The organism is Streptomyces sp. NPDC017056 (assembly GCF_044332485.1).
In the GTDB taxonomy this organism is placed as follows: Bacteria; Actinomycetota; Actinomycetes; order Streptomycetales; family Streptomycetaceae; genus Streptomyces.
In genome coordinates this window covers 79,658-101,751 of the sequence record NZ_JBIRPD010000026.1, presented here as the reverse complement: position 1 = coordinate 101,751, position 22,094 = coordinate 79,658, and the positions used below count along the sequence as shown (strand labels likewise).

The window sequence follows — 22,094 nt, the reverse complement described above, 5'->3', positions numbered from 1 at the left end:
AGAGTCGCCGTCGCGGGGCCCGGGAAGCGGCGCGGGCGCGCGGCGTTGCGCATTCAAGGGGGAGAGCCCGGCGTGCTCGGAAACCAAAATCGCCGCGGTGGCCGGACGGAACCGACGGTGCTTCCGCTGTCGTCCGGCCAGCAGCGGATGTGGTTCGTCAACAGGCTGGAGAACGCGGGCGCGGCGTACACCATGGCCGCGGCCGTGCGGCTGACCGGAGAGCTGCGCCGGCCGGCCCTGGAGTCGGCCTGGGGCGATGTGGTGGAGCGCCACGAGGTGCTGCGCACGGTCTTCGCCGAGGTGGACGGGCAGCCGTCGCAGCGGGTCCTGGACACCCGGCGGACCGGGCTCGGGTACCGGAGCGTCGCCGAAGAAGAGCTGGCCGGGGTCCTCGCCCGCGACGCGGGGACGGCCTTCGACCTGCGTGCCGAGCCGCCGTGCCGGGCCACCGTGTATGCCCTGTCCCCGCACGAACACGTGCTGATGCTGGTGGTGCACCACATCGCCGTCGACGGGCACTCCCTGCGGGTGCTCGCGCGCGACCTGTCACGCGCGTATGCCGCCAGGTCGCGGGGCCGCGAACCGGACTGGCCGCCGTTGCCCGTCACTTACCCGGAATTCGCCCGCGGGCAGCAGGAACGTCTCGGTTCCGCGCAGGATTCCGAAAGCCCGTACGGGCGGCAGCTCGCCTACTGGAAGCAGGCATTGGCGGGCCTCCCCGCCGAGCTTGAACTGCCCTACGACCGGCCCCGCCCCGCCAAGCCCCGCCACGAGGGCGGCTCCGTACCGGTCCGCATCCCGCCCCGCACCCACCGGGCGCTGTTGGAGACCGCCCGCAACTGCGACGCCACCCCGTTCACGGTGGTCCGGGCCGCGCTGGCGGTCCTGCTGTCGCGGCTGGGAGCGGGCGACGACATCCCCGTGGGCACCCCGGTCGACGGGCGGACCGACGCGGCCCTCGAAGGACTCGTCGGCTTCGTGGCCAACACGCTTGTCCTGCGGACGGACCTCACAGGAAACCCGGCCTTCGCCGACCTGGTCCGGCGGGCGCGCACCACGGACCTGGCCGCCGAGGCCCACCAGGACCTGCCGTTCGAGCACCTCGTCGCGGAGCTGAACCCCGCGCGCTCACTGGCCCGGCACCCGCTGTTCCAGGTGCTCCTGGTGATGGAGGACCCGCCCGGCTCCGCCTGGGACTTCCCCGGCCTGGCCGCCGTACCGGAGCCGGTGGGCATCGCGGCGGCACGCGACGACCTGTCCTTCGGCCTCTTCGACCTCTACCTCAACCTCAGCGAACGGTACGACGGCGACGGGCGCCCGCTGGGCATCGACGGCGGGCTCTGGCACAGCGCGGAACTCTTCGACCGGGACACGGCCACGGCGCTGGCCGCCCGGCTCACCGCCGTCCTCGCCCGGGTCACGGCCGACCCGGCGCTGCCGGTGAACGAGGTCGACGTCCTGCTCCCCGGCGAACGGGAACGGCTGCTCGCCGGGGTGAACACCGGCAGGGAAGCCGCGCCGGCGGCGACGGTTCCTGAGCTGTTCGAGGCGGTGGCCGCGCGGCTTCCGCACGCACCCGCCGTCGTCGCCGGAGCGGACACGCTCACGTACGGGGAACTGGACCTGCGCGCCAACCGGTTCGCCAGGTACCTGCGCGCCAGGGGCGTGGTGCCGGGGGAGCGGGTGGGCATCATGCTGGCCCGGTCCGCCGAACTGGTCGTCGTACTCCTGGGGCTCGCCAAGGCCGGCGCGCCGGCCGTGCCGGTGGACCCGCTGTACCCGGTGGAGCGGGTGGCGTTCCTGCTGGAGGACTCGGCGCCGGTGCTGGTGGTGGGGGAGGCGGAGGTACGGGAGGCGGCCCTCGGCGGATTCCCGGCGGCTCCGGTGCCGGTGGAACCGGTGCCTGAGTCCGAGTTGTACGTGATGTACACCTCGGGTTCGACGGGTGTGCCCAAGGGTGTGGTGGCCACGCACGGCGGCGTCGCGGGGCTGGCGCGCGACTCCTGCTGGGGCGACATCGGGTCGGGCCGGGTCCTCTTCCACGCCCCGCACGCCTTCGACGCCTCCACGTTCGAACTGTGGGTGCCGTTGCTGAACGGCGGGTGTGTGGTGGTCGCGCCGCCGGTGGATCTGGACGGGCGGACGCTGGCCGCTTTGGTGGACGAGCACGCGTTGACGGCCGTACATGTCACGGCGGGGTTGTTCCGGGTCCTCGCCCAGGAGACGCCGGAGTGCTTCGCGGGGCTGCGGCACGTGTTGACCGGCGGCGATGTCGTTCCCGCCGAGGCCGTTGCCCGGGTCGCCGCAGCGTGCCCCGGCGCCACCGTCCACCACCTCTACGGACCCACGGAAACCACCCTCTGCGCCACCGCCTTCGCCCTCGACCCCGGAGCGGAGGTTCCTGCGGTCCTGCCGATCGGTGGGCCCCGGGACGGTGTGCGGGTCTACGTCCTGGACGGGCTGCTGCGCCCGGTGCCCGAAGGAGCGGCCGGCGAGCTGTACGTGGCCGGGCAGGGCGTCGCGCGCGGCTACCTGGGCCGCGCGGCGGCAACCGCGGAACGGTTCGTCGCCTGCCCGTACGGCGGCGGGCGGATGTACCGCACCGGCGACGTGGTCCGCCGGGGCCGGGACGGCCGTCTGATCTTCCTCCGCCGCGCGGACGACCAGGTGAAGATTCGGGGATTCCGCGTCGAGCCGGCCGAGGTCGCGGCCGTCCTCGGGCGGGCCCCCGGCGTGGACCAGGCCGTCGTCGCCGTGCGGGAGGACAGGCCCGGTGACAAGCGCCTGGTGGCGTACGTCGTCGGCGACGCGGTCGGCGTGCGGGAGTTCGCCGCCGACCGGCTGCCGGAGTACATGCTGCCGTCGGCCACGGTCGTGCTGGACGCACTTCCGCTGACGGCCAACGGCAAGGTCGACCGGGCCGCGCTGCCCGCCCCCGACCACGCCGCGGCCGTCTCGGGCCGGGCGCCCCGCACCCCGCGGGAGCGGACCCTGTGCCGGCTGTTCGCCGGGGTCCTCGGCCTGGAGCGGGTCGGAGTGGACGACCGGTTCTTCGACCTGGGCGGCGACTCCCTCCTGGCGCTGCGGCTGGCGAGCCGGGCCCGTACGGCCCTCGGCGTCGAGATCACGGTCCCGGCGCTGTTCGAGTCGCCCACGGTGGCCGGGCTGGCCGAACGGCTGGGCGAGCTGGGCGCGGGCCGCCCGCCGGTGGTCGCCGCCGAACGGCCGGACGTCGTGCCGCTGTCGTTCGGACAGCGGCGCATGTGGTTCGCGCACCGGATGGCGGACGCCGGCGGTGCCTACAACATGGCCGTGGCCGTCCGGCTCACCGGCGACCTGGACGTGCCCGCGCTGCGGGCCGCCTGGGCGGACGTGATCGCGCGCCACGAGCCGCTGCGCACGGTCTTCCCCGAACGCGACGGCGTACCCCACCAAGTGATCCTGGAAGGGCAGCAGGCCCTGGCCGACGCCGGAGCCGGGATCGGCACCGTCCCCACCACCGAGGTGGCGTTGGACGCCGGGCTGGCCGAGTACGCCGCCCGCGGGTTCGCGCTCGACACCGCGCCGCCCCGGCGGGCGACGCTCTTCGAGCTGTCCGCCCGGGAGCGGGTGCTCCTGGTGACCGTGCACCACATCGTGGCCGACGGCCGGTCGACGGGCATCCTGGCGCGCGATCTGTCGGCGGCGTACGCGGCACGCGCCGAAGGCCGCGCACCCGGCTGGGCCCCGCTGCCCGTCCAGTACGCCGACTTCACCCTCTGGCAGCGCGAACTCCTGGACCGCCGGAACGGCCTGCTCGACGAGCAGCTCGCCCACTGGACCGAGGCGCTCGCCGGCCTGCCGGACCGGATCGGGCTGCCCACCGACCGGCCGCGCCCGGCCACGGCGAGCCACCGCGGCGCGGTGCTGCCGTTCACCGTGGACGCCCGGCTGCACCGGCGGCTGCGCGAGATCGCGCGCGAGTGCGACACCACGCTGTTCACCGTCGCGCAGGCCGCCGTCGTGCTGCTCCTGTCGCGGCTCGGCGCGGGCGACGACATCCCGCTCGGCGCCCCCGTCACGGGCCGCGCCGACGAGTCCCTGGACGGCGTCGTCGGGTTCTTCCTGAACACCCTGGTGCTGCGGACCGACGCCGGCGGCAACCCGTCGTTCACCGAGCTGGTGGCCCGTGCCAGGGACGCCGACCTGGCCGCGTACGCCCATCAGGACCTCCCGTTCGAACACGTCGTGGAAGCGCTGAATCCCGCCAGGTCGGCGGACCGGCACCCGCTGTTCCAGGTGCTGCTGGTGCGGGAGGACGAGCCGCACCCCGAGTGGGACCTGCCCGGCCTCGCCGCGACGCCGGTCCCCGTCGCACCCGCGGCCGTCGCGTTCGACCTGGCCTTCGGCCTGGGGGAGCGGGCCGGCGGCAACGGCGTCGACGGCTACCTGGAGTACGCCACCGACCTGTTCGACCAGGACGGGGCGCGGACCCTGGTGGCCCGGCTGCTCTCGGTGCTCGGCCAGGTCGCGGACGACCCGGAACTGCGGCTCGGCGAGGTGGACCTGCTCGCCCCCGGGGAGCGCGAGCGGCTCGTCACCGGTGTGAACACCGGCCGCGCGGGCGCCGGGGACCGCACCGTACTCGACCTGTTCGACGAAACCGTCCTGCGGTCGCGCGGCGAGGCCGCCGTACTGACGGACGATGCCTGCCTCACCTACGGGGAACTGGACGCGCGGGCCAACCAGTTCGCCCACTACCTGCGCGACAGGGGAGTGGCCCCCGGGGAACTGGTGGGTGTCACGCTGCCCCGGTCGGTCGAACTCGTCGTCGTCCTCCTCGGTATCGCGAAGGCGGGGGCCGCCTCCGTACCGGTGGACACGGCGTACCCGGCGGAGCGGGTGCGGTTCCTGCTGGAGGACGCCGCGCCCGCGCTCGTGGTGAGTGACAAGGAGGCGTGGGAAGCCGCACTGGGCGAGTACCCGGAGGTTCCGGTGCCGGTGGACGCGTCGCCGGAGTCGGGGCTGTACGTGATGTACACCTCGGGTTCGATGGGTGTGCCCAAGGGTGTGGTGGCCACGCACGGCGGCGTCGCGGGGCTGGCGCGCGACTCCTGCTGGGGCGACATCGGGTCGGGCCGGGTCCTCTTCCACGCCCCGCACGCCTTTGACGCTTCGACGCTTGAGCTGTGGGTGCCGTTGTTGAACGGCGGGTGTGTGGTGGTTGCGCCGCCGGTGGATCTGGACGGGTGGACGCTGGCCGCTTTGGTGGAGGAGCACGCGTTGACGGCGGTGCATGTGACCGCCGGGTTGTTCCGGGTGCTGGCGCAGGAGACGCCGGAGTGCTTCGCGGGGCTGCGGCACGTGTTGACCGGCGGCGATGTCGTTCCCGCCGAGGCCGTCGCGCGGGTCGCCGAGGTATGCCCCGGCGCCACCGTCCACCACCTCTACGGACCCACGGAAACCACCCTCTGCGCCACCACGCACACCATCGCGCCCGGCACCGAGGCGCCCGCCGTCCTGCCGATCGGCCGCCCGCGTGACGACGTGCGGGTCTTCGTCCTGGACGCCTTCCTGCGCCCGGTTCCGGCGGGGGTGGCCGGGGAGTTGTACGTGGCCGGACGCGGCGTGGCCCGCGGGTACCTGGGCCGCGCGGCGGCAACCGCGGAACGGTTCGTGGCGTGCCCGTACGGCGGCGGGCGGATGTACCGGACGGGAGACGTGGTCCGCTGGGACCGGGACGGGCAACTCGTCTTCTCGGGGCGGGCCGACGACCAGGTGAAGGTGCGGGGATTCCGCATCGAGCCGGCGGAGGTCGAAGCCGTCCTCGGCCGGTGCCCCGGGGTCGAGCAGGCCGCCGTCGCCGTGCGCGAGGCCGGGCCCGGTGACAAGCGCCTGGTGGCGTACGTCGTCGGCGACGCTGCCGGCGTGCGGGAGTTCGCCGCCGACCGGCTGCCGGAGTACATGCTGCCGTCGGCCACGGTCGTGCTGGACGCACTCCCGCTGACGGCCAACGGCAAGGTCGACCGGGCCGCACTGCCCGCCCCCGACCACGCGGCCGCCGTGTCGGGCCGGGCGCCCCGCACCCCGCGGGAGCAGATCCTCTGCCGGCTGTTCGCGGACGTGCTGCGCCTGGAGCGGGTCGGTATCGACGACCGGTTCTTCGACCTGGGCGGCGATTCGCTCCTCGCCACCCGGCTGGCGAGCAGGATCAAGGGCGCCCTCGGGGCGGAGGTCCCGGTGCGGGCGCTGTTCGACGCGCCCACGGTCGCCGGGCTGGCCGGGCGGCTGGACGGGTTCGGTGCGGTACGGCCCGCGCTCGTACCCGCCGTACGGCCCGACCCGATGCCGTTGTCGTTCGGGCAGCAGCGGATGTGGTTCGTGCACAGCCTCGAAGGGCCGAACGCGACCCACAACATCCCCCTCGCGATCCGGCTGACCGGCTCCTTGGACGTGACGGCGCTGGAATCGGCCTGGGCGGACGTGGTGGCCCGGCACGAGACGCTGCGCACCCGCTACCCCGACGACCGGGGGACGGCCCGCCAGATCGTCGTGGACGCGGACGCGGTGACCGCGCACCTCGCGCGCGTCGGAATCGGCGCGGACGACGTGGCCCAGGCACTGGCCGACGAGGTCGGGCAGGGATTCCGTATCGACTCCGAACTCCCCTGGCGGGCAACGCTGTTCGCGGTGACGCCGGAGGATCACGTGCTGCTGATCGTGGTGCACCACATCGCCGCCGACGGCTGGTCGATGGGCGTCCTCGCGCGGGACCTGTCGACGGCGTACGCGGCACGTGCCGAGGGCCGTGCCCCTGACTGGGCCCCGCTGCCCGTGCAGTACGCCGACTTCACCCTCTGGCAGCGGACCATCCTGGCGCGCGATGCCGCGGACGATCTGTTCGGCAAGCAGGCCGCGTTCTGGTCCAGGGAACTCGCCGGCCTCCCGGAGCACCTGGAACTGCCCTACGACCGGCCCCGGCCGCCGGTGGCGACCCACCGGGGAGCGTTCCTGCCCTTCTCGGTGGACGCCGTGACGCACCGGCGCCTGTCGGAGATCGCGCGCGCCTGCGACGCCACGCTGTTCATGGTCGCGCAGGCCGCGGTCGTGGTGCTCCTGTCCCGGCTGGGCGCCGGCGAGGACATCCCGCTCGGCACGCCCGTCGCGGGCCGTACGGACGAGGCCGCGGACGACCTGGTCGGCCACTTCCTGAACACCTTGGTGCTGCGGACCGACGCCGGCGGTGACCCGGCCTTCACCGAGCTGGTGGCCCGGGTGCGGGAGACCGACCTGGCCGCGTACGCCCACCAGGACCTGCCGTTCGAGCACCTGGTGGAGGTGCTCAACCCGGTCCGCTCGCCGGCCCGGCACCCGCTGTTCCAGGTCACCTTCGCGCTCCAGAACGCACCCGAGACGCACTTCGACGCCCCCGGCCTGGAGTCCCGGCTGATACCGGTGGAGATGTCCACCTCGAAGTTCGACCTGTCCGTCCTGATGTGGGAGCGCCGGGACGGCTCGGGCGCCCCCGCCGGTCTGGACTGCTACCTGGAGTTCGCCACCGACCTCTTCGACCGCGCCACCGCCGACGCCCTGGTGACCCGCCTGTTGCGGGTGCTCGACCAGGTCGCCGCGGACCCCGGCATACGGCCGGGGCAGGTGGCCGTGCTCGGTGAGGACGAGCCGGCACGCGCCGTCCCGGGCCGGGAGGGACCGCGGAACGGGACGGTGCCGCGGTGCTTCGAGCGGGTGGCCGGGCGGCACGCGGGCGAGGTGGCGGTGGAAGCCGCCGACGGCTCGTGGACGTACGGGGAACTGGACGACCGGGCGAACCGGTTCGCCTGGTACCTGCACGCGCGGGGCGTCACCGCGGGGGACCGCATCGCGGTGCTGCTCGGCCGGTCGGCGGAGCTCGTCGTCGTACTCCTGGGCATCGCGAAGGCGGGCGCGGTGGCCGTGCCGGTCGATCCGGCGTACCCGGTCGAGCGGGTGCGGTTCCTGCTGGAGGACTCCGGGCCCGTCCTCGTGCTGACCGGTCCGGAGGAGGCGGAGGCCCGGCGGAACTTCCCGGCCGACCCGCCGCCGGTGGAGGTGACGCCGGAATCCGGCTTGTACGTGAGGTACGCCTCCGGCCCGACCGGAACCCCGAAGGGCGTGCTGGTGACGCACGGAAACGTTGCCGCACTCGCCCTCGACCCGTGCGGGGACGGCATCGCCGGCGGCAGGACGCTCTTCCACGCCTCGCACACCGCCGACGCCTTCACCCGTGAGGTGTGGGCGCCGCTGCTGAACGGCGGGCGTGTGGTGGTCGCGCCGCCGGTGGACGCGGACGGGCGGACGCCGGCCGGTCACGACGACGGCGAGGGCCCCGCACCCTTCACGCCGGTCATGCGGCAGTTCGCCGACCGGGGCGCGCTGGCGGGGCCGCTGTGCCAGACGGCCATGGTCTGGACCCCGGCTGCCCTCACCGCCACGGAACTCACCACCGCCCTACAGGCCGTCCTGGACCACCATGGCGCCCTGCGGATCTGCTTGGACCGCGACGACCCCCTGACGCTGCACGTCAGGTCTTCGGGTGCGGTACCGGCGGCGGACTTGCTGCGGACGGTCCGGCTCCCCGGCCCGCGCGACCAGGTGTCCGCGGTGATCGTCCGCGAACAGTGCGCCGCCGCCACCGGCCGCCTGGACCCGCACTCCGGAGCCGTGCTGCAAGCCGTCTGGTTCGACGTCGGCCCGCGGCTGCCCGGCCGGCTGTTCCTGGCAGCCCACCAACTCTGCGTGGACAGCGCCTCCTGGGACATCCTCCTGGAAGACCTGGCCGCCGCGTGCGAGGCGGTGTCAGCCGGCGCGGATCCGGCACTGCCCCCGGTCCGTACGTCCTTCCGCAGCTGGGCGGCGCTGCTGGCACGGGCCGCGCACGACCCTGCCCGCGTCACCGAACTGCCGTTATGGGAACGGGTCCGCGCCCCGGCCGCCCCCCTGCTGCCGGGGCGGCCCGAGGAGCCGGGCGGCCCCGGAACCCTGCGTACGACCCTGTCGGCAGAGACGTCGGCGGCCCTGCTCACCACCGCGCCGGTGGTGTTCCGCGCCGACGTCACCGAGGTGCTGCTCACCGTGCTGGTGCTCGCCGTCGCCGACTGGCGCGGCCGCCCAGCGGCCGTCCTGGTGGACCTCGAACGGCACGGCCGCGAGTGCGGCCTCGCACCCGGCGTCGATCTGTCCCGTACGGTCGGCTGGTTCACCAGCGTCCACCCGCTCCGGCTCGATCCGGGCCGGACGGGCCCCGGCGCCCGGCCGGGCACCCTCGACGCGGCAACCGTACTCAAACGCGTCAAGGAGCAGGTCAGGGAAGCGCCCGAGCACGGCATCGGCCACGGGCTGCTTCGCCACCTGAACGAGCGGACGGCCGGCGTGCTGGCCGGGCTCGCCGAACCGCCACTCCTGTTCACCTACCGCGGCCGCGTCCCCGCCCCGGCCGAGCACCCCGCCGACTGGGCCGACACCGGCGACGGCCACGCACCGGAGGGTGTCCGTACCCACCCGGTCGAGGTCGACGCGCGCGCGGTGGACACCGCCCTCGGCCCCCGGCTGACGCTGGACTGGTCCCGCGACCCGGCGCTGCTGTCCGAGGCCGGTCTCCGGCGGCTCGGCCGGTCCTGGTCCCGGGCCGCCGGGGCCCTGGCGGCGTGCGCCGGACAGGACGGGGCGGGCGGCCGTACGGCGGAGGGCGTGCCGGCCGACCTGACTGGAGGTATGCCGTGGACCACCGCATAGAGGACGTATGGCCGCTGACGCCGCTCCAGGAGGGGATGCTGTTCCACTCCCGGTACGACGAGCAGGCCGAGGACACCTACGTGGTCCAGGACGTCTTGGACATCGGAGGAAACCTCGACACGGCCGCGCTCAAGGCGGCGTGGGAAACCCTGGTGGCCCGCCACACCACCCTGCGGGCCTGCTTCCGGCTGCCCCCGGGGCTCGAACAACCCGTGCAGGTCATCCCGGCGCGGGTGACACTGCCCTGGCAGACCGCCGACCTGACCGGCCTGCCGCCGCAGGCCGCCCTCGCGGAAGCGGAACGGCTGACGGAGAAGGAGCGCACCCGGCGGTTCGACCTGGCCGTACCGCCGCTGCTCCGGCTGGCGCTGCTCCGCCTCGCACCGGACCGCCACCGGCTGGTCCTCACCAACCACCACATCCTGATGGACGGCTGGTCGCTGCCGACCCTCCACGGCGAACTGTGGCACCTCTACGAGGCGGGCGGCGACCCGTCGGGACTGCCGCCCGTCACGCCCTACCGCGACTACCTCGGCTGGTTGCACGCCCAGGACAAGGAGACGGCACGGGCCGCGTGGCGCGCCGACCTCGCGGGGCTGCGCGAGCCGACGCTGCTCGTACCGTCGGCGGCGGGCCGCCCGGCGCCCGACGCGGGTCACGGCCGGGTGCACGGGAAACTCGGCCGCCGGGCCACCGAGGCGCTCACCGCGCTGGCCCGCCGGCACGGCCTCACCACCAACACCCTCGTGCAGGGAGCCTGGGCGATCCTGCTCGGCCGCCTGCTGGGCCGGGACGACGTGGTGTTCGGCGCGACGGTGGCGGCCCGCCCCGCCGAACTCCGCGGCGTCGAGAGCATGCTCGGCCTCTTCATCAACACGATCCCGGTGCGGGTGCCCCTGCCGCCCTCCCTGCCGGTGTGCGAACTGCTCTCCCGCTTGCAGGCCCGGCAGGCCGCGCTCATCTCCCACCACTACCTGGGGCTGACGGAGATCCAGCGCGCCGCCGGCCCCGGAGCCGGGTTCGACACGCTGATGGTCTACGAGAGCTACCCGCGCGGCCCCCGCGAGGACGGCACCGGCGGGCCCCCGCTCACGTTCACTCCCGTACACGCGCACTACGTCAGCCACTACCCGGTCTCCCTGGCCGCCTTCCCCGGGCCCGAGCTGCTCTTCGACCTGACGCACCGCCCGGAGCTGGTCGGCCGGCGGAGCGCCGACCTCCTCGTCGCGCGGTTGGTCACCGTCCTCGAACGGCTGACGGACGACCCCGGCCTCCGGGTCGGTGACGTCGACGTCCTCGTCGACGGCGAACGGGATTGGCTCCTGCACGGCGTGCACACCGGATCCACCGGACCCGCGCCGGCGACGGTCCCCGAACTCTTCGCGCGGACCGTCCGGCAGCACGCGGACGAGGTGGCGGTGGTGTCCGGGGAGACGGTGCTGACGTACGGAGACCTGGACGCGCGGGCCGACCGGGTCGCCCGCCATCTGCGCGCGGCCGGAGCCCGGCCGGGGGACCGGGTGGTGGTCACGCTCGCCCGCTCGGCCGGACTCGTCGTGGCGCTGCTGGGCGCCGCCAAGGCGGGGGCGGTGGCCGTACCGGTGGACACGGCGCAGCCGGCCCGACGCGTACGGGCCCTGCTCGACGACGCCGTGCCCGCCGTCGTCCTGACGGAGGCCGACGTCGAAGCGGCCCTCCGGCGCGGCCCCGCCCCTCCGTTCGCGGCACACGTGACACCGGAGTCGGGCCTGTACGTGATGTACACCTCCGGTTCGACCGGAGCCCCCAAGGGCGTCGTCACCACCCACGGCAACGTCGCCGCCCTCGCCCGCGACACCTGCTGGGACGGCGTCGCCACCGGACGCGTCCTCTTCCACGCCCCGCACACCTTCGACGCCGCCACCCTCGAACTGTGGGTACCGCTGCTGAACGGCGGCCGCGTGGTGGTCGCACCGCCCGCCGGCCTCACCGGCAGGGCACTGTCCCGCCTGGTCGCCGACCACGGGCTGACGGCCGTGCACCTGACGGCCGGCCTCTTCCGCGTCCTGGCGCAGGAGAGCCCCGGGTGCTTCGCCGGCCTGCGGCACGTCCTGACGGGCGGGGACGCGGTACCGGCCGAGGCCGTCGCGCACGTCAGGGCCGCCTGCCCCGGCGTCACCGTCGACCACCTCTACGGGCCCACGGAAACCACCCTCTGCGCGACCGTCTTCACCGTCGGCCCCGGCACACCGGCCCCGCGCGTCCTGCCCATCGGCGGCCCGCGCGACGACGTCGGGGCGTACGTGCTGGACGCCGCGCTCCGCCCGGTCCCGCCCGAGGTCACCGGCGAGTTGTACGTGGCGGGGCGAGGGGTCGCGCGCGGATATCTGGGCCGCCCGGCGTTGACCGCGGAGCGGTTCGTGGCCTGCCCGTTCGGTGGCGGGCGGATGTACCGGACCGGCGACCTGGTGCGCCGGGACCACGACGGTGACCTGGTCTTCCTGGGCCGGGCCGACGACCAGGTGAAGGTCAGGGGCTTCCGGGTGGAGCCGGCCGAGACCGAGGCGGTGCTCGCCCGGTGCCCGGGTGTGGAGCAGGTGGCGGTGCTCGCGCGGGAGGACCGGCCCGGCGACAGGCACCTGGTGGCGTACGTGGTCGGGGACGCGTCGGGCGTACGGGAGTTCGCGGCCGCCCGGCTGCCGGACTACCTGCTGCCGTCGGCCACCGTCCCCGTGGCCGGCCTCCCGCTGACCGTCAACGGCAAGGTCGACCGGGCCGCCCTGCCCGCCCCCGGCCACCCGGCGGGCTTCGGCGGGCGCGGACCGAACTCGCCCGCCGAGGAGATCCTCTGCTCCCTGTTCGCCGAAATCCTGGGCGTGGCGCGGGTCGGCGCCGAGGACGACTTCTTCGATCTCGGCGGCGACTCACTGCTGGCGACCCGCCTGGCAGGCCGCATCCAGGCCGTCCTCGGCAAGGACCTGGAAGTGCGGGCCCTGTTCGAGGCGCCGTCCCCGGCCACCCTCGCCGTACGGCTGACCGGCACCGCCGGCCGGACCGCGCCCGCGGCCGGGCCGCGCCCCGCCGTCGTACCCCTGACGCCCGGCCAGCGGGCGATGGTCTCCAACGAGGGCCGGTACAACATCCCCCTTGAGGTCCGGCTCGGCGGCCCGCTGCGTCCGGACGCCCTCGAAGCGGCCTGGTACGACGTCGTCGCCCGCCACGAGGCGCTGCGCACCCGCTTCTCGGAGACCGAGGGCCAAGTGGTGCTCGACCCCGCGCGGTCGCCGTTCACCGTCGTCCCCGTAGTCGAGGACGAACTGGCCACGGCGATGCCGGAGGCGCACGCCCGCGCCTTCGACCTCGCCGCCGGGGCTGCCAGCCGGGCCACGCTCTTCGCCCTCGGCCCCGAGGACCACGTGCTCCAGATCGTGGTCCACCACATCGCGGCGGACGGCTGGTCGACCGGCCTGATCGCCCGCGACCTGTCCGCCGCGTACACGGCGCGGGCCGGCGGGCACGCACCCGGGTGGGCGCCACTGCCGTTGCAGTACGCGGACTTCGCCCTGCGGCAGCACGAGCAGCTGGCGCGCCTGGACGACCCGGACAGCCCGTTCGGCCGCCGCCTGGCGTACTGGACCGGCGTCCTCTCCGGCCTGCCGGAGCGGCCCCTGGTCCCCCGGGACCGGCCGGCGCCGGAGGAGCCCACGGGGCGCGGCGGCAAGGTCCTCTTCGAAGTGGACGCGGCCGCGCACCGGGCACTGCTGGAGACCGCCAGGCGCGAGCGGGCGACCCTGTTCATGGTGCTGCGGGCCGCCGCCGCGGCCCTGTTCGCGCGGCAGGGCGCCGACAACGTACCGATGGGCACGGTTTCCGCCGGCCGGTCCGACGAGGCGACGAGCGATGTGGTCGGCCTGTTCGCCAACCACCTGGTGCTGCGCGCGGACGCGGGCGGCGACCCGGCCTTCGCCGAGCTCGTCCGCCGGGTGCGCGTAGCCGACCTCGCCGCCTACGCCCACCAGGACCTGCCGTCCCAGATCGTCGAAGAGCGCGTCGGCCGCACCCCGTTCCAGATGGTCATCGGCATGGAGAACCTGCCGGAGCCGCCCTGGGACCTGCCGGGGCTGACGGCCCGCTCGCTGCAACCCGCGCACCGCAACCGGGGCGGCGGCAGGAGCGAACTGGCCGTCACCCTGCGGGAGCTGCGAGCGTCCGGGGGAGGCCCGGCAGGGGTCGAAGGGGCCGTCTGGTACGGTGCCGACGTCTTCGAGCGGGAGACCGTCCAGCAGCTGGCCGCGCGGCTGACCGCCGTACTGCGGCAGGTCGCGGCGGAGCCCGGGATCAGGCTCAGCGGCCTGCGGACCGATCCTCCCCCGCCTGCTCCGCGGCCCTGAATGGGACGGCGCGTTCCGGGCACCCGGCGGCCCATGGGAATGCTCACGCGCATGGAAAAGACAGTGGAGCACTGGGAAAGCGCCCTGGTCGACAAGGTGCTCGGCAACGACCCGGTGGAGTTGTGCGACGACCTGCGGCGCGAGTGCGACACCCACGCAGTGGTGTGCGCCAAGGACCGGGTACTGGTCCCCAACGCCTACAAGGTCGAACTCGCCCCCGCCGTACACGAAGAGCTCGACGGGCGGGCGGCGCACGTCGGGCAGGTGCTGACCGACGTACTGGCACGGCACGCGGCGAAGCACTCGTACGAATGGGCCGGGCCCCTCACCGTGCACGTCACCGAGTCCGAAGGAACGCTCGAAGGGCGCTACCGGATTTCGAGCCAGGCCATGCCCAACATCCCGGCCGACGCGTTCAGCGAAACGCCGCCGGTGGTACCGCCCTCGGCGGCCCCCGGGTCGTGACCGGCGCGGAAGACGACCCGGCCAGGCCGGAACGAGTCGGAGTTGGCGCATTGCCATCGCTATTTTGACCTGCGAAGACTGTTTTGGATCTGGGATGAATGAGTCGAGATGATCTGGGAACTCGGACTCTCACATCGTCGTCGACACAGGAAGGGCGAGCCATGACAACGGCAGCAGTGCGGGCTGTGGATCTGGAGCAGGCGACCGGTACGGACCGGTCGCCGAATGGTGCCCGGGGCGTTGCCGAGGAACTGCCGTGGGTCGAGGACGCGGGAAAGATCGCTCCGAAGGACGCGCGTGAGCTGTCGAAGCTGTTCTTCGACCGGCTCCGCGTCCTCGAAGAGGGCACGCACGAATACCAGTACGCGCGGAACACGCTCATCGAGATGAACCTGTCCCTCGTACGGTTTGCCGCGAGCCGGTTCCGCAACCGCGGCAGCGGCGAGATGGAGGACATCGTCCAGGTCGGCACGATCGGCCTGATCAAGGCGATCGACCGCTTCGACCTGTCCCGCGAGGTCGAGTTCACCTCTTTCGCGGTGCCCTACATCGTCGGCGAGATCAAGCGCTTCTTCCGCGACACCAGCTGGGCGGTGCACGTGCCGCGCCGGCTCCAGGAACTGCGGGTCGACATCGCCAAGGCCAAGGAACACCTCGCCGGCACCCTCGACCGCGACCCCACGGTCAAGGACCTGGCCGCCCATTTGCAGATCAGCGAGGAAGAGGTCCTCGACGGCCTCGTCGCCGCCAACGGCTACGCCGCGGGCTCCCTGGACTCGCCCAACGAGCAGGCGGACGACGGCCAGGCGGCCGGCAAGGGCCGCACGGTGGCCGACACCATGGGCGACAACGACCCCGCCATGGAGACCGTGGAGAACCTGCACGCACTCGCCCCGCTGCTGAAGGAACTGGACGACCGCGAGCGCCAGATCATCGAGATGCGCTTCGGCCGTGAGATGACCCAGTCGAAGATCGGCGAAGAGCTCGGCATATCCCAGATGCACGTGTCCCGGCTGCTGGCCCGCACCCTCGGCAAGCTCCGTACGGGAATGTGCGCCGAAGCCTGATCGACAACATTGGAGGGAACACCCGTGCTGATGGCTCACCCCGCGATCCTGCGGAACCTTGTCGAGCAGTACGAGACGCTGCGGGTTCTCGACGCGGAGCAGGGCACGCACACGTCACGGCAGCGGCTGGAGGACGTCTCCTACACCCTGTGCGTCTCCACCGGCACCCGGCAGGTCGCGGACGCCCTCGCGGTCGCGAAGCGGCAGCTCGCCGCGGCCCCCCGGGTCCAGGACGCCACGAACCGGGTGCGGGGCGCGGCGAACGCCGTACCCGCGGCCGACTCCGAGGTGCGGCTGACCGCTTGAGGTCCCCGCGCCTGCGGGCCCCCTCCTGGGTTGTCTCCGGGAGGGGGCCCGCCTCGCGTTCGGAGGCCGGCCGTCGATACCGTCCGGCCGGCGCCTCAGGCGGCGGGTGCCGCGGGGCGCACGGCCTTCCGCTGGGCGCCTTCCTTGAGTACGAGGGCCAGCAGCCCGGGGAAGCGGCGGTCCAGTTCTTCCGCGCGCAGGGAGTTGACGCGGCGGGTGCCCTCGTCCCGCTGGCTGATGACGCCCGCCTCGCGCAGCACCCGCAGGTGCCGGCTCAGGGCGGACTTGGCGATCGGGAGGTCGAAGGTGCCGCAGGGCACCGCCGACTCGGCGGCGAGCTGGAGCACGATGCTCAGCCGGACCGGGTCGGTGAGCGCGCTCATGACGGCGAACAGGTCGAATTCCCGCTCGTCGGGGTGGAGCAGGGGCGAAGAGGTACGGCTGGCCATGCCTCCAGTATCCACCATGCGGCCTCATGTTCACATCGACGCGAACATGGGCTACGGTCATGATCACCGCTCGACCGGGCGCACCGTTCGCACCTTCGGTGAAAGGACACCGCCATGCCCTCCCCTGCCCCCACCGCCACGCCGATCGGCGTCGGCATCATCGGCCTCAGCGCCTCCGGCGGCTGGGCCGCCCGTGCCCACCTGCCCGCACTCGCCGCCGTACCGGGGTACGAGGTGCGTGCCCTGTCCGCCAGCACCCCCGAATCAGCCAGGGCCGCGGGGGAGAAGTACGGCATCCCGCTCGCCTTCGGCAGTGCGGCGGAGCTCGTACGGCGGCCCGAGGTCGACCTCGTGGTCGTCACCGTCAAGATCCCGCACCACCGTGAACTGGTCCTGGCCGCCCTCGAAGCCGGAAAGATGGTGCTGAGCGAATGGCCGCTCGGCAACGGGCTCGCGGAGACCGAGGAACTGGCCGCGGCCGCGGAGGCCAGGGGCGTCCGCACCTTCGTCGGGCTGCAGGCCCGCTCCGCGCCCCCGGTCCGCTACGTGAGCGACCTGGTCGCCGACGGATACGTGGGCGAGGTCCTGTCGACCAGCCTCATCGCCTCCGGCCGCCGCTGGGGAGCGGAGTTCGAGCCGGGCGGCGCGTACCTCCTCGACCGCGGCAACGGCGGTTCCCTCCTCACCATCCCGTTCGGTCACACCGTCGACGCGGTCACCATGGTCCTCGGTGAGTTCACCGACCTCGACGCCACCATGGCCACCCGCCGCCCCAAGGTCCGCAACGAGGTGACCGGTGAGACCGCACGGATGACGGTCGAGGACCAGATCGCCGTCAGCGGCGTCCTCGAAGGCGGCGCGGTCGCCTCGCTGCACTTCCGCGGCGGCCTGTCCCGCGCCACCAACTTCCACTGGGAGATCAACGGGACCGCCGGCGACCTGCTGGTCGCCGGCGACTCGGGGCACCTCCAGTTCGGCCAGGTCACCGTCCACGGCGCCCGGGGCGAGGACACCGCGCTCGCACAACTCCCGGTTCCCGCCGCGTACTCCACGCTCCCCGCGCTCGCCGGCCGCACCACCGAGGTGGCGTACACCGTGGCCCACGCCTACGAGCAGATCCGGGCCGACCTGGCGGCCGGCACCCGCCACGCGCCGGACTTCGCCCACGCCGTACGCCGCCACCGCCTGCTCGACCGCATCGCGCGCGCCGCCGCCTTCTGAGCCGGCGGCAGCCCGCGCACGCGTCAGCGGCTTTCCAGCGTCCACCACTGACCGGGGCGGTCCCGGTCCTCCCACTGCTGGACGTTGGCCCCGTGTTCCGTGCTGTCGTCGGCGACCTCCAGCAGCAGACCGCTGGCGTAGTTGGCCAGCGTGAAGGTGCCCGGCGCGTCCACGTGCTGTTCCAGCAGCCATTCCTGCGCGCCGTAGTTGTTGGCCTTCCACTGCTGGACGTTGGCGCCGTTCTCGGTGGAGGCGCCGGTGACGTCCAGGCGCTTGCCGCTGCCCGCGTTGGTCAGATGCCGCAGCCCGCTGCCGGGGTGGACCTCGGTGATCCGCCACAACTGGGCCGGCGAACCGTCCTCCTTGCCCTGCCGGACGTTCGCCCCGCTGCCCTTGCGGCCGTCCTCGACCTCCAGCAGCAGGCCGCTGCCCACGTTGCGCAGCACATAGGTCCCCTCGCCGACCGCCGTCAGGCCACCCGCACCACTCACGTCCCGCCCCTTTGCGCGTAGTCGCGGCGCGCCGCCGCGGAGTCGCTCAAGTGTACGAAAACAGGTGTGGCGGCAGCGCGCCCCGGCGCCGGCAGACGCTTCGCGTGACGGGCCGCGTCGCGGTCATCGGGGCCGAAAAGAGAGGCATTCGAAAATGGTCATGGTGTAGCCGCTGCGTTGACTGGCTCGGAGCCAATATACTCGGCATGGCTTCGGACGCCCGTTCCCGACGGGGAACGGGCTCCGATCGAGGCTGCCTGGGTTGGGTGATGCGGGGGATCGCCCGACTCGGGTCCAGCCGCTGCCCGGCCGCTCCTCCCGGCCCGCGAACGCGGGTGGTGGGGGGAAGGGAGGAGCGGCGGGCGGAAACGGCCGCTCGGTGAACGGCCACACGGCCACCGACGCGTCGCCGGCCCGTGGCGGGTCAGGTCGTGCGGGCCTCCGCCACGCAGGCGGCGCTCTCCAAGGCCAAGAGACGCTGCTTGCGTTCCAGGCCGCCCGCGTAACCGGTCAGGGTGCCGTTGGCGCCGATGACGCGGTGGCAGGGGCGGACCACCAGAAGGGGGTTGCGCCCGATCGCGGTGCCGACCGCTCGCACCGCGGCGCGGGCAGCGCCGATCCGGGCGGCGATGTCGCCGTAGGTCACGGTCTCGCCGTACGGGACGGCGTCCAGTGCCTGCCAGACGCGCTGCTGGAAGTCGGTGCCGCCGGGGACGTACGCGAGGTCGAAGCGCGTGCGCCGGCCCTCGAAATAGGCGGTGAGCTGCGCGGCGATCTCCGCGAAGGCCGCCGGGGCGCGGGTGTGCGCGGGCGGTACCGCGGCGCCGCCCTTCTGGTCCGGTACGGACAGGGAGGCCAGCGCAGTGCCGCCCGGTGCGGTGGCGGACGTCTCGCCCACCAGGAGCAGCTCGCCGAGCGGGCTGTCGAGCGTCGTGTGGACCGTCGTGGCCGACATCGTCCGGCCCCTTTCTCTTGCTCGCGCGCCGTTCACCGGCGCATCCGTCACCTCCACTGTGCCGCCGCCCCCACACGGCGGCTGGCGGAAATCGGACGTCGCATTCCTGCCGGATGCCGAGCAAACCGCCAGGTGCCGGAGATACCGGGAATGCGGCCGGCGCTGCCGGGGAACCGCGTCGGTGCGCCGCGGGCCCGACCCGACCGGCGGGCCGGGCCCCGTAGCGTATCGCGGGCCCGTTCCCGGCCTGCCGCCTGCGCCCTGGCGGCCGTCCGTGCCCGCCGCCCGCGGCCGCCATGACCGGCCCCCGCGCTGGGCATGATGAGCAGGTGGGGACCCGGCCGGCCGTGGCGCGGCGAGGCGGGGGAGCCGGGGCGCGGCCGGGGCCGGGACCGTGTCGAGGGCCCTGGGCGCACCCGTTACGATCGGCGGCATCGTGGCCGTCGTCCGTGGCCGTCGCCGGGAGGAAGAGATGGGCCTGTTCCGCCGTGGACCGAAGCGGGATCCGCGCGATGCGCCGCGCGACGGGGAGTTCTCCTTCTTTTCCGAGCGGGAGGGCGGCGTTTTCCGGTCGCAGGTCCGGCAGGCGTTCGCCGAACGCGGCCTGGAGGTGACCGTCTACGCGGGTGTGGTGGCCGATTCCGCCGGCCGGCAGTTCGGACTCGGCAACCTGGCCGCGGTCTGCCACCGTGACCGGCGCGGCGAGCGCGCCTGGGCCACGATGATCCGCGACCACGTCGGCAAGGTGCTGCGCACGATGGACGGCCCGCAGCCGATGGAAACCCTCTCGGAGGACGAGATCCGGGCCCGCCTGTACCCCCGGGTGGTCGCCGAGGAGACGCTGCCGCCCTCGGACTCCTTCCGGTACGGGCGCGCCCCGGGCCCCGGGCTGCGCGAGGTGCTCGCCCTGGACCTGCCCGAAGCCGTACAGATGCTGAGCGAGGACTCGCTGACGGACCTCGGCGAGGTGGCCGAGCTGCGGATCAGGGCGCTGAACAACCTGCGGGCGCTGCCGGTCGAGGGGCACGAGACGGTGCGGCGCGGCGACGGCTCGGCCTTCGAGGTGGTGCTCGGCGACTCCTTCTTCACCGCCAGCCGGGTGCTGGTCCTGGAGGACCTGGTCCAGCGGATCATGGGGACGCCGCTGACCGCGGACGGCGCCCTGGTCGCGGTGCCCTTCCGCCACCAGCTGGCCTTCCACCCCATCCACGACGCGCAGGTCGTCCCGGCGCTGCAGGCCATGGCGCAGTTCGCCGCGGCGGGCCACGAGGACGCGGCGGGGGCGATCAGCCCCAACGTCTTCTGGTGGCGGCGGGGCGTGATGACCCGGCTGAGCGAGCCGGACGGCGACGGGCTGCGGGTGGTCGTGGACGTCGACTTCCAGGACATGCTGGAGCGGCTGGTGCAGGACGAGGCGTGAGGGAACCCGCAGCGCCCGAGTCGGCCCGGGTAAAAACTTTCCCCGGAATCTTCACCAGTGGGGAACCCTCTTCCCCATCCGGTCGTTCAACCCGACGAGGCCCCGCGTCATCCCCCGTGCGCGGGGCCTCACCACGTCCGGGTCCGAGGCGGCGCCGTACGCACGCGCCTCAGCCGTCCAGCAGCGCCCGCTCCTCCTCGGTGAGCAGCCGCGAGCGGATGAGGAACCGGACGCCCTCGGGGGCCTCCAGGGAGAAGCCCCCGCCGCGACCCGGCACGACGTCCACCGTCAGGTGGGTGTGCCGCCAGCGGGCGAACTGGTCCGCCGACATCCAGAAGTCCACCGCCTCGTCGACGCCGGGCACGGCCAGCCGCCCGAGCAGCACGTCCGAGGCGCCCGTGCGGAACTCGCCGGCCAGGTAGCACATCGGCGAGCTGCCGTCGCAGCACCCGCCCGACTGGTGGAACATCAACGGGCCGTGGTCCGCGCGCAGCCGGCGGATGAGGTCCTCGGCCGCCGTGGTGAGCGCGATGCGCTGCGTGGTCTGGTCCATGGGCCACTCCTTCGCCTGGTCGGCAGCCGCTGTCCGCGCCGGCGCTGCGTGCAGTGTAGGGGCGGCGGGCCGCGCGCCGTACGGTCGCGCCCCGGCCGTCCCGGCTCAGTGGACGGACAGGCCGCCGTCGACGAAGAGCGACTGACCGGTGACGTAGGCCGAGGCGCGGCTCGCCAGGAAGACCGCGGCCCCCGCGAAGTCCCCTGGCAGGCCGTTGCGTCCGGTCATCGTGCGGGCGGCCAGGGCCGCCACCTTCTCGGGGTCGGACGACAACTGGGCGTTCAGCGGCGTGGGGACGAAGCCCGGCACGAGCGTGTTGCAGGTGACGCCGTGCGGCGACCACGCTTCCGCCTGGGAGCGGGCCAGCGACTCCAGTGCCCCCTTGGACACGCCGTACGCGCCGCTCCGGACGAACGCCCGGTGCGCCTGCTGGGACGAGATGTGGATGATCCGCCCGTAACCCCGTTCCGCCATGCCGGGCCCGAAGCGCTGCCCCAGGAGGTAGGGCGCCTCCAGGTTCACCGCCATCGTGGCGTCCCACACCTCGTCGTCCAGCTCGCCCATCGGCGGACGCAGGTTGATTCCTGCGGAGTTGACGAGGATGTCGGGCTCGCCGAATATCCCGGCCGCCTCGCCGGCCGCCGCGCGCACGGCCGCGCGGGTGCCGAGGTCGGCGCTCACCCAGGCCGCCCGGCAGCCGTCGGCCGTGAGTTCGCCGACGGTGGCGGCGAGCTCGGCCTCCTTGCGCGCCACGACCACGACGCTCGCGCCGGCGCGGGCGAGGGACCCGGTGACGGCCCGGCCGATGCCGGAACTGCCGCCGGTCACCACGGCGACCAGCCCGTCGAGGGAGAACAGTTCGGAGAGATAGCTGTGCGAGGTCATTGCCGCACTTTAGACGGCAGGTCACCGGCCAGGGCGCCCGGGGCGGCGAGCGCGCGGCGGAAGCGGAAGCGGTGCGGCAACGGCGCTCCGGTGGCGTCCCGCGCGTGCGCCCGGGGTAGGGCTGAACCGTTCGTTCGACTTCCCGGAGTTGCTGCCCCGGCA

Annotated in this window: 12 protein-coding genes; 7 read left to right on the top strand and 5 right to left on the bottom strand. The window is 73.9% G+C overall.

All coding sequences use genetic code 11. The features are described from left to right. Nucleotides 1-117 precede the first annotated feature (117 nt). From ACH4OW_RS34595 to ACH4OW_RS34575, 5 genes are all read left to right on the top strand, one after another. On the top strand, nt 118-9,750 hold the full coding sequence (locus ACH4OW_RS34595; RefSeq protein ID WP_398032058.1) for an amino acid adenylation domain-containing protein: 9,633 nt from the start codon (nt 118-120) through the stop codon (nt 9,748-9,750). Next, nucleotides 9,735-14,120 (top strand): amino acid adenylation domain-containing protein, encoded by a 4,386-nt coding sequence (locus ACH4OW_RS34590; RefSeq protein WP_398032056.1) that lies wholly within the window; start codon nt 9,735-9,737, stop codon nt 14,118-14,120. Before ACH4OW_RS34595 ends, ACH4OW_RS34590 begins: the two co-directional genes overlap by 16 nt. A 51-nt stretch (nt 14,121-14,171) precedes the next feature. After that, nucleotides 14,172-14,585 (top strand): DUF3662 domain-containing protein, encoded by a 414-nt coding sequence (locus ACH4OW_RS34585; RefSeq protein WP_398032053.1) that lies wholly within the window; start codon nt 14,172-14,174, stop codon nt 14,583-14,585. A gap of 161 nt (nt 14,586-14,746) precedes the next feature. Continuing rightward, nucleotides 14,747-15,652, top strand: a complete 906-nt coding sequence (locus tag ACH4OW_RS34580; protein ID WP_360134358.1) for an RNA polymerase sigma factor SigF — start codon at nt 14,747-14,749, stop codon at nt 15,650-15,652. 30 nt (nt 15,653-15,682) lie between these two features. Further along, nucleotides 15,683-15,958 (top strand): DUF5133 domain-containing protein, encoded by a 276-nt coding sequence (locus tag ACH4OW_RS34575; RefSeq protein WP_398032142.1) that lies wholly within the window; start codon nt 15,683-15,685, stop codon nt 15,956-15,958. A gap of 95 nt (nt 15,959-16,053) precedes the next feature. Here the strand turns inward: ACH4OW_RS34575 and ACH4OW_RS34570 are convergent, their stop codons facing one another. Further along, nucleotides 16,054-16,407, bottom strand: coding sequence for an ArsR family transcriptional regulator (locus ACH4OW_RS34570; RefSeq protein WP_360134352.1), 354 nt, complete (start codon nt 16,405-16,407; stop codon nt 16,054-16,056). Between the two features lie 114 nt (nt 16,408-16,521). Here ACH4OW_RS34570 and ACH4OW_RS34565 point away from each other — a divergent pair, with 114 nt between their 5' ends. Further along, complete coding sequence (locus ACH4OW_RS34565) at nt 16,522-17,628, top strand: Gfo/Idh/MocA family protein (RefSeq protein ID WP_398032050.1); 1,107 nt, start codon at nt 16,522-16,524, stop codon at nt 17,626-17,628. Nucleotides 17,629-17,651: 23 nt separating this feature from the next. Here the strand turns inward: ACH4OW_RS34565 and ACH4OW_RS34560 are convergent, their stop codons facing one another. Together ACH4OW_RS34560 and ACH4OW_RS34555 are read right to left on the bottom strand one after the other, a co-directional pair. Further along, on the bottom strand, nt 17,652-18,119 hold the full coding sequence (locus ACH4OW_RS34560) for an RICIN domain-containing protein (RefSeq protein WP_398032049.1): 468 nt from the start codon (nt 18,117-18,119) through the stop codon (nt 17,652-17,654). 424 nt (nt 18,120-18,543) lie between these two features. Continuing rightward, nucleotides 18,544-19,074: a methylated-DNA--[protein]-cysteine S-methyltransferase gene (locus ACH4OW_RS34555; RefSeq protein ID WP_398032047.1), complete on the bottom strand. Its 531-nt coding sequence runs from the start codon at nt 19,072-19,074 to the stop codon at nt 18,544-18,546. Nucleotides 19,075-19,546: 472 nt separating this feature from the next. Here ACH4OW_RS34555 and ACH4OW_RS34550 point away from each other — a divergent pair, with 472 nt between their 5' ends. Continuing rightward, entirely contained in the window at nt 19,547-20,494 is a 948-nt protein-coding gene (locus ACH4OW_RS34550) for a hypothetical protein (RefSeq protein ID WP_360134420.1), read from the top strand. A gap of 169 nt (nt 20,495-20,663) precedes the next feature. On the opposite strand, the gene ACH4OW_RS34545 is transcribed toward ACH4OW_RS34550, so the two are convergent. Together ACH4OW_RS34545 and ACH4OW_RS34540 are read right to left on the bottom strand one after the other, a co-directional pair. Further along, the gene (locus ACH4OW_RS34545; protein WP_360134340.1) at nt 20,664-21,047 is read right to left on the bottom strand and encodes a DUF779 domain-containing protein; all 384 of its coding nucleotides are present in this window, start codon (nt 21,045-21,047) and stop codon (nt 20,664-20,666) included. A gap of 105 nt (nt 21,048-21,152) precedes the next feature. Next, the gene (locus ACH4OW_RS34540) at nt 21,153-21,932 is read right to left on the bottom strand and encodes an SDR family NAD(P)-dependent oxidoreductase (RefSeq protein ID WP_398032045.1); all 780 of its coding nucleotides are present in this window, start codon (nt 21,930-21,932) and stop codon (nt 21,153-21,155) included. Nucleotides 21,933-22,094 lie beyond the last annotated feature (162 nt).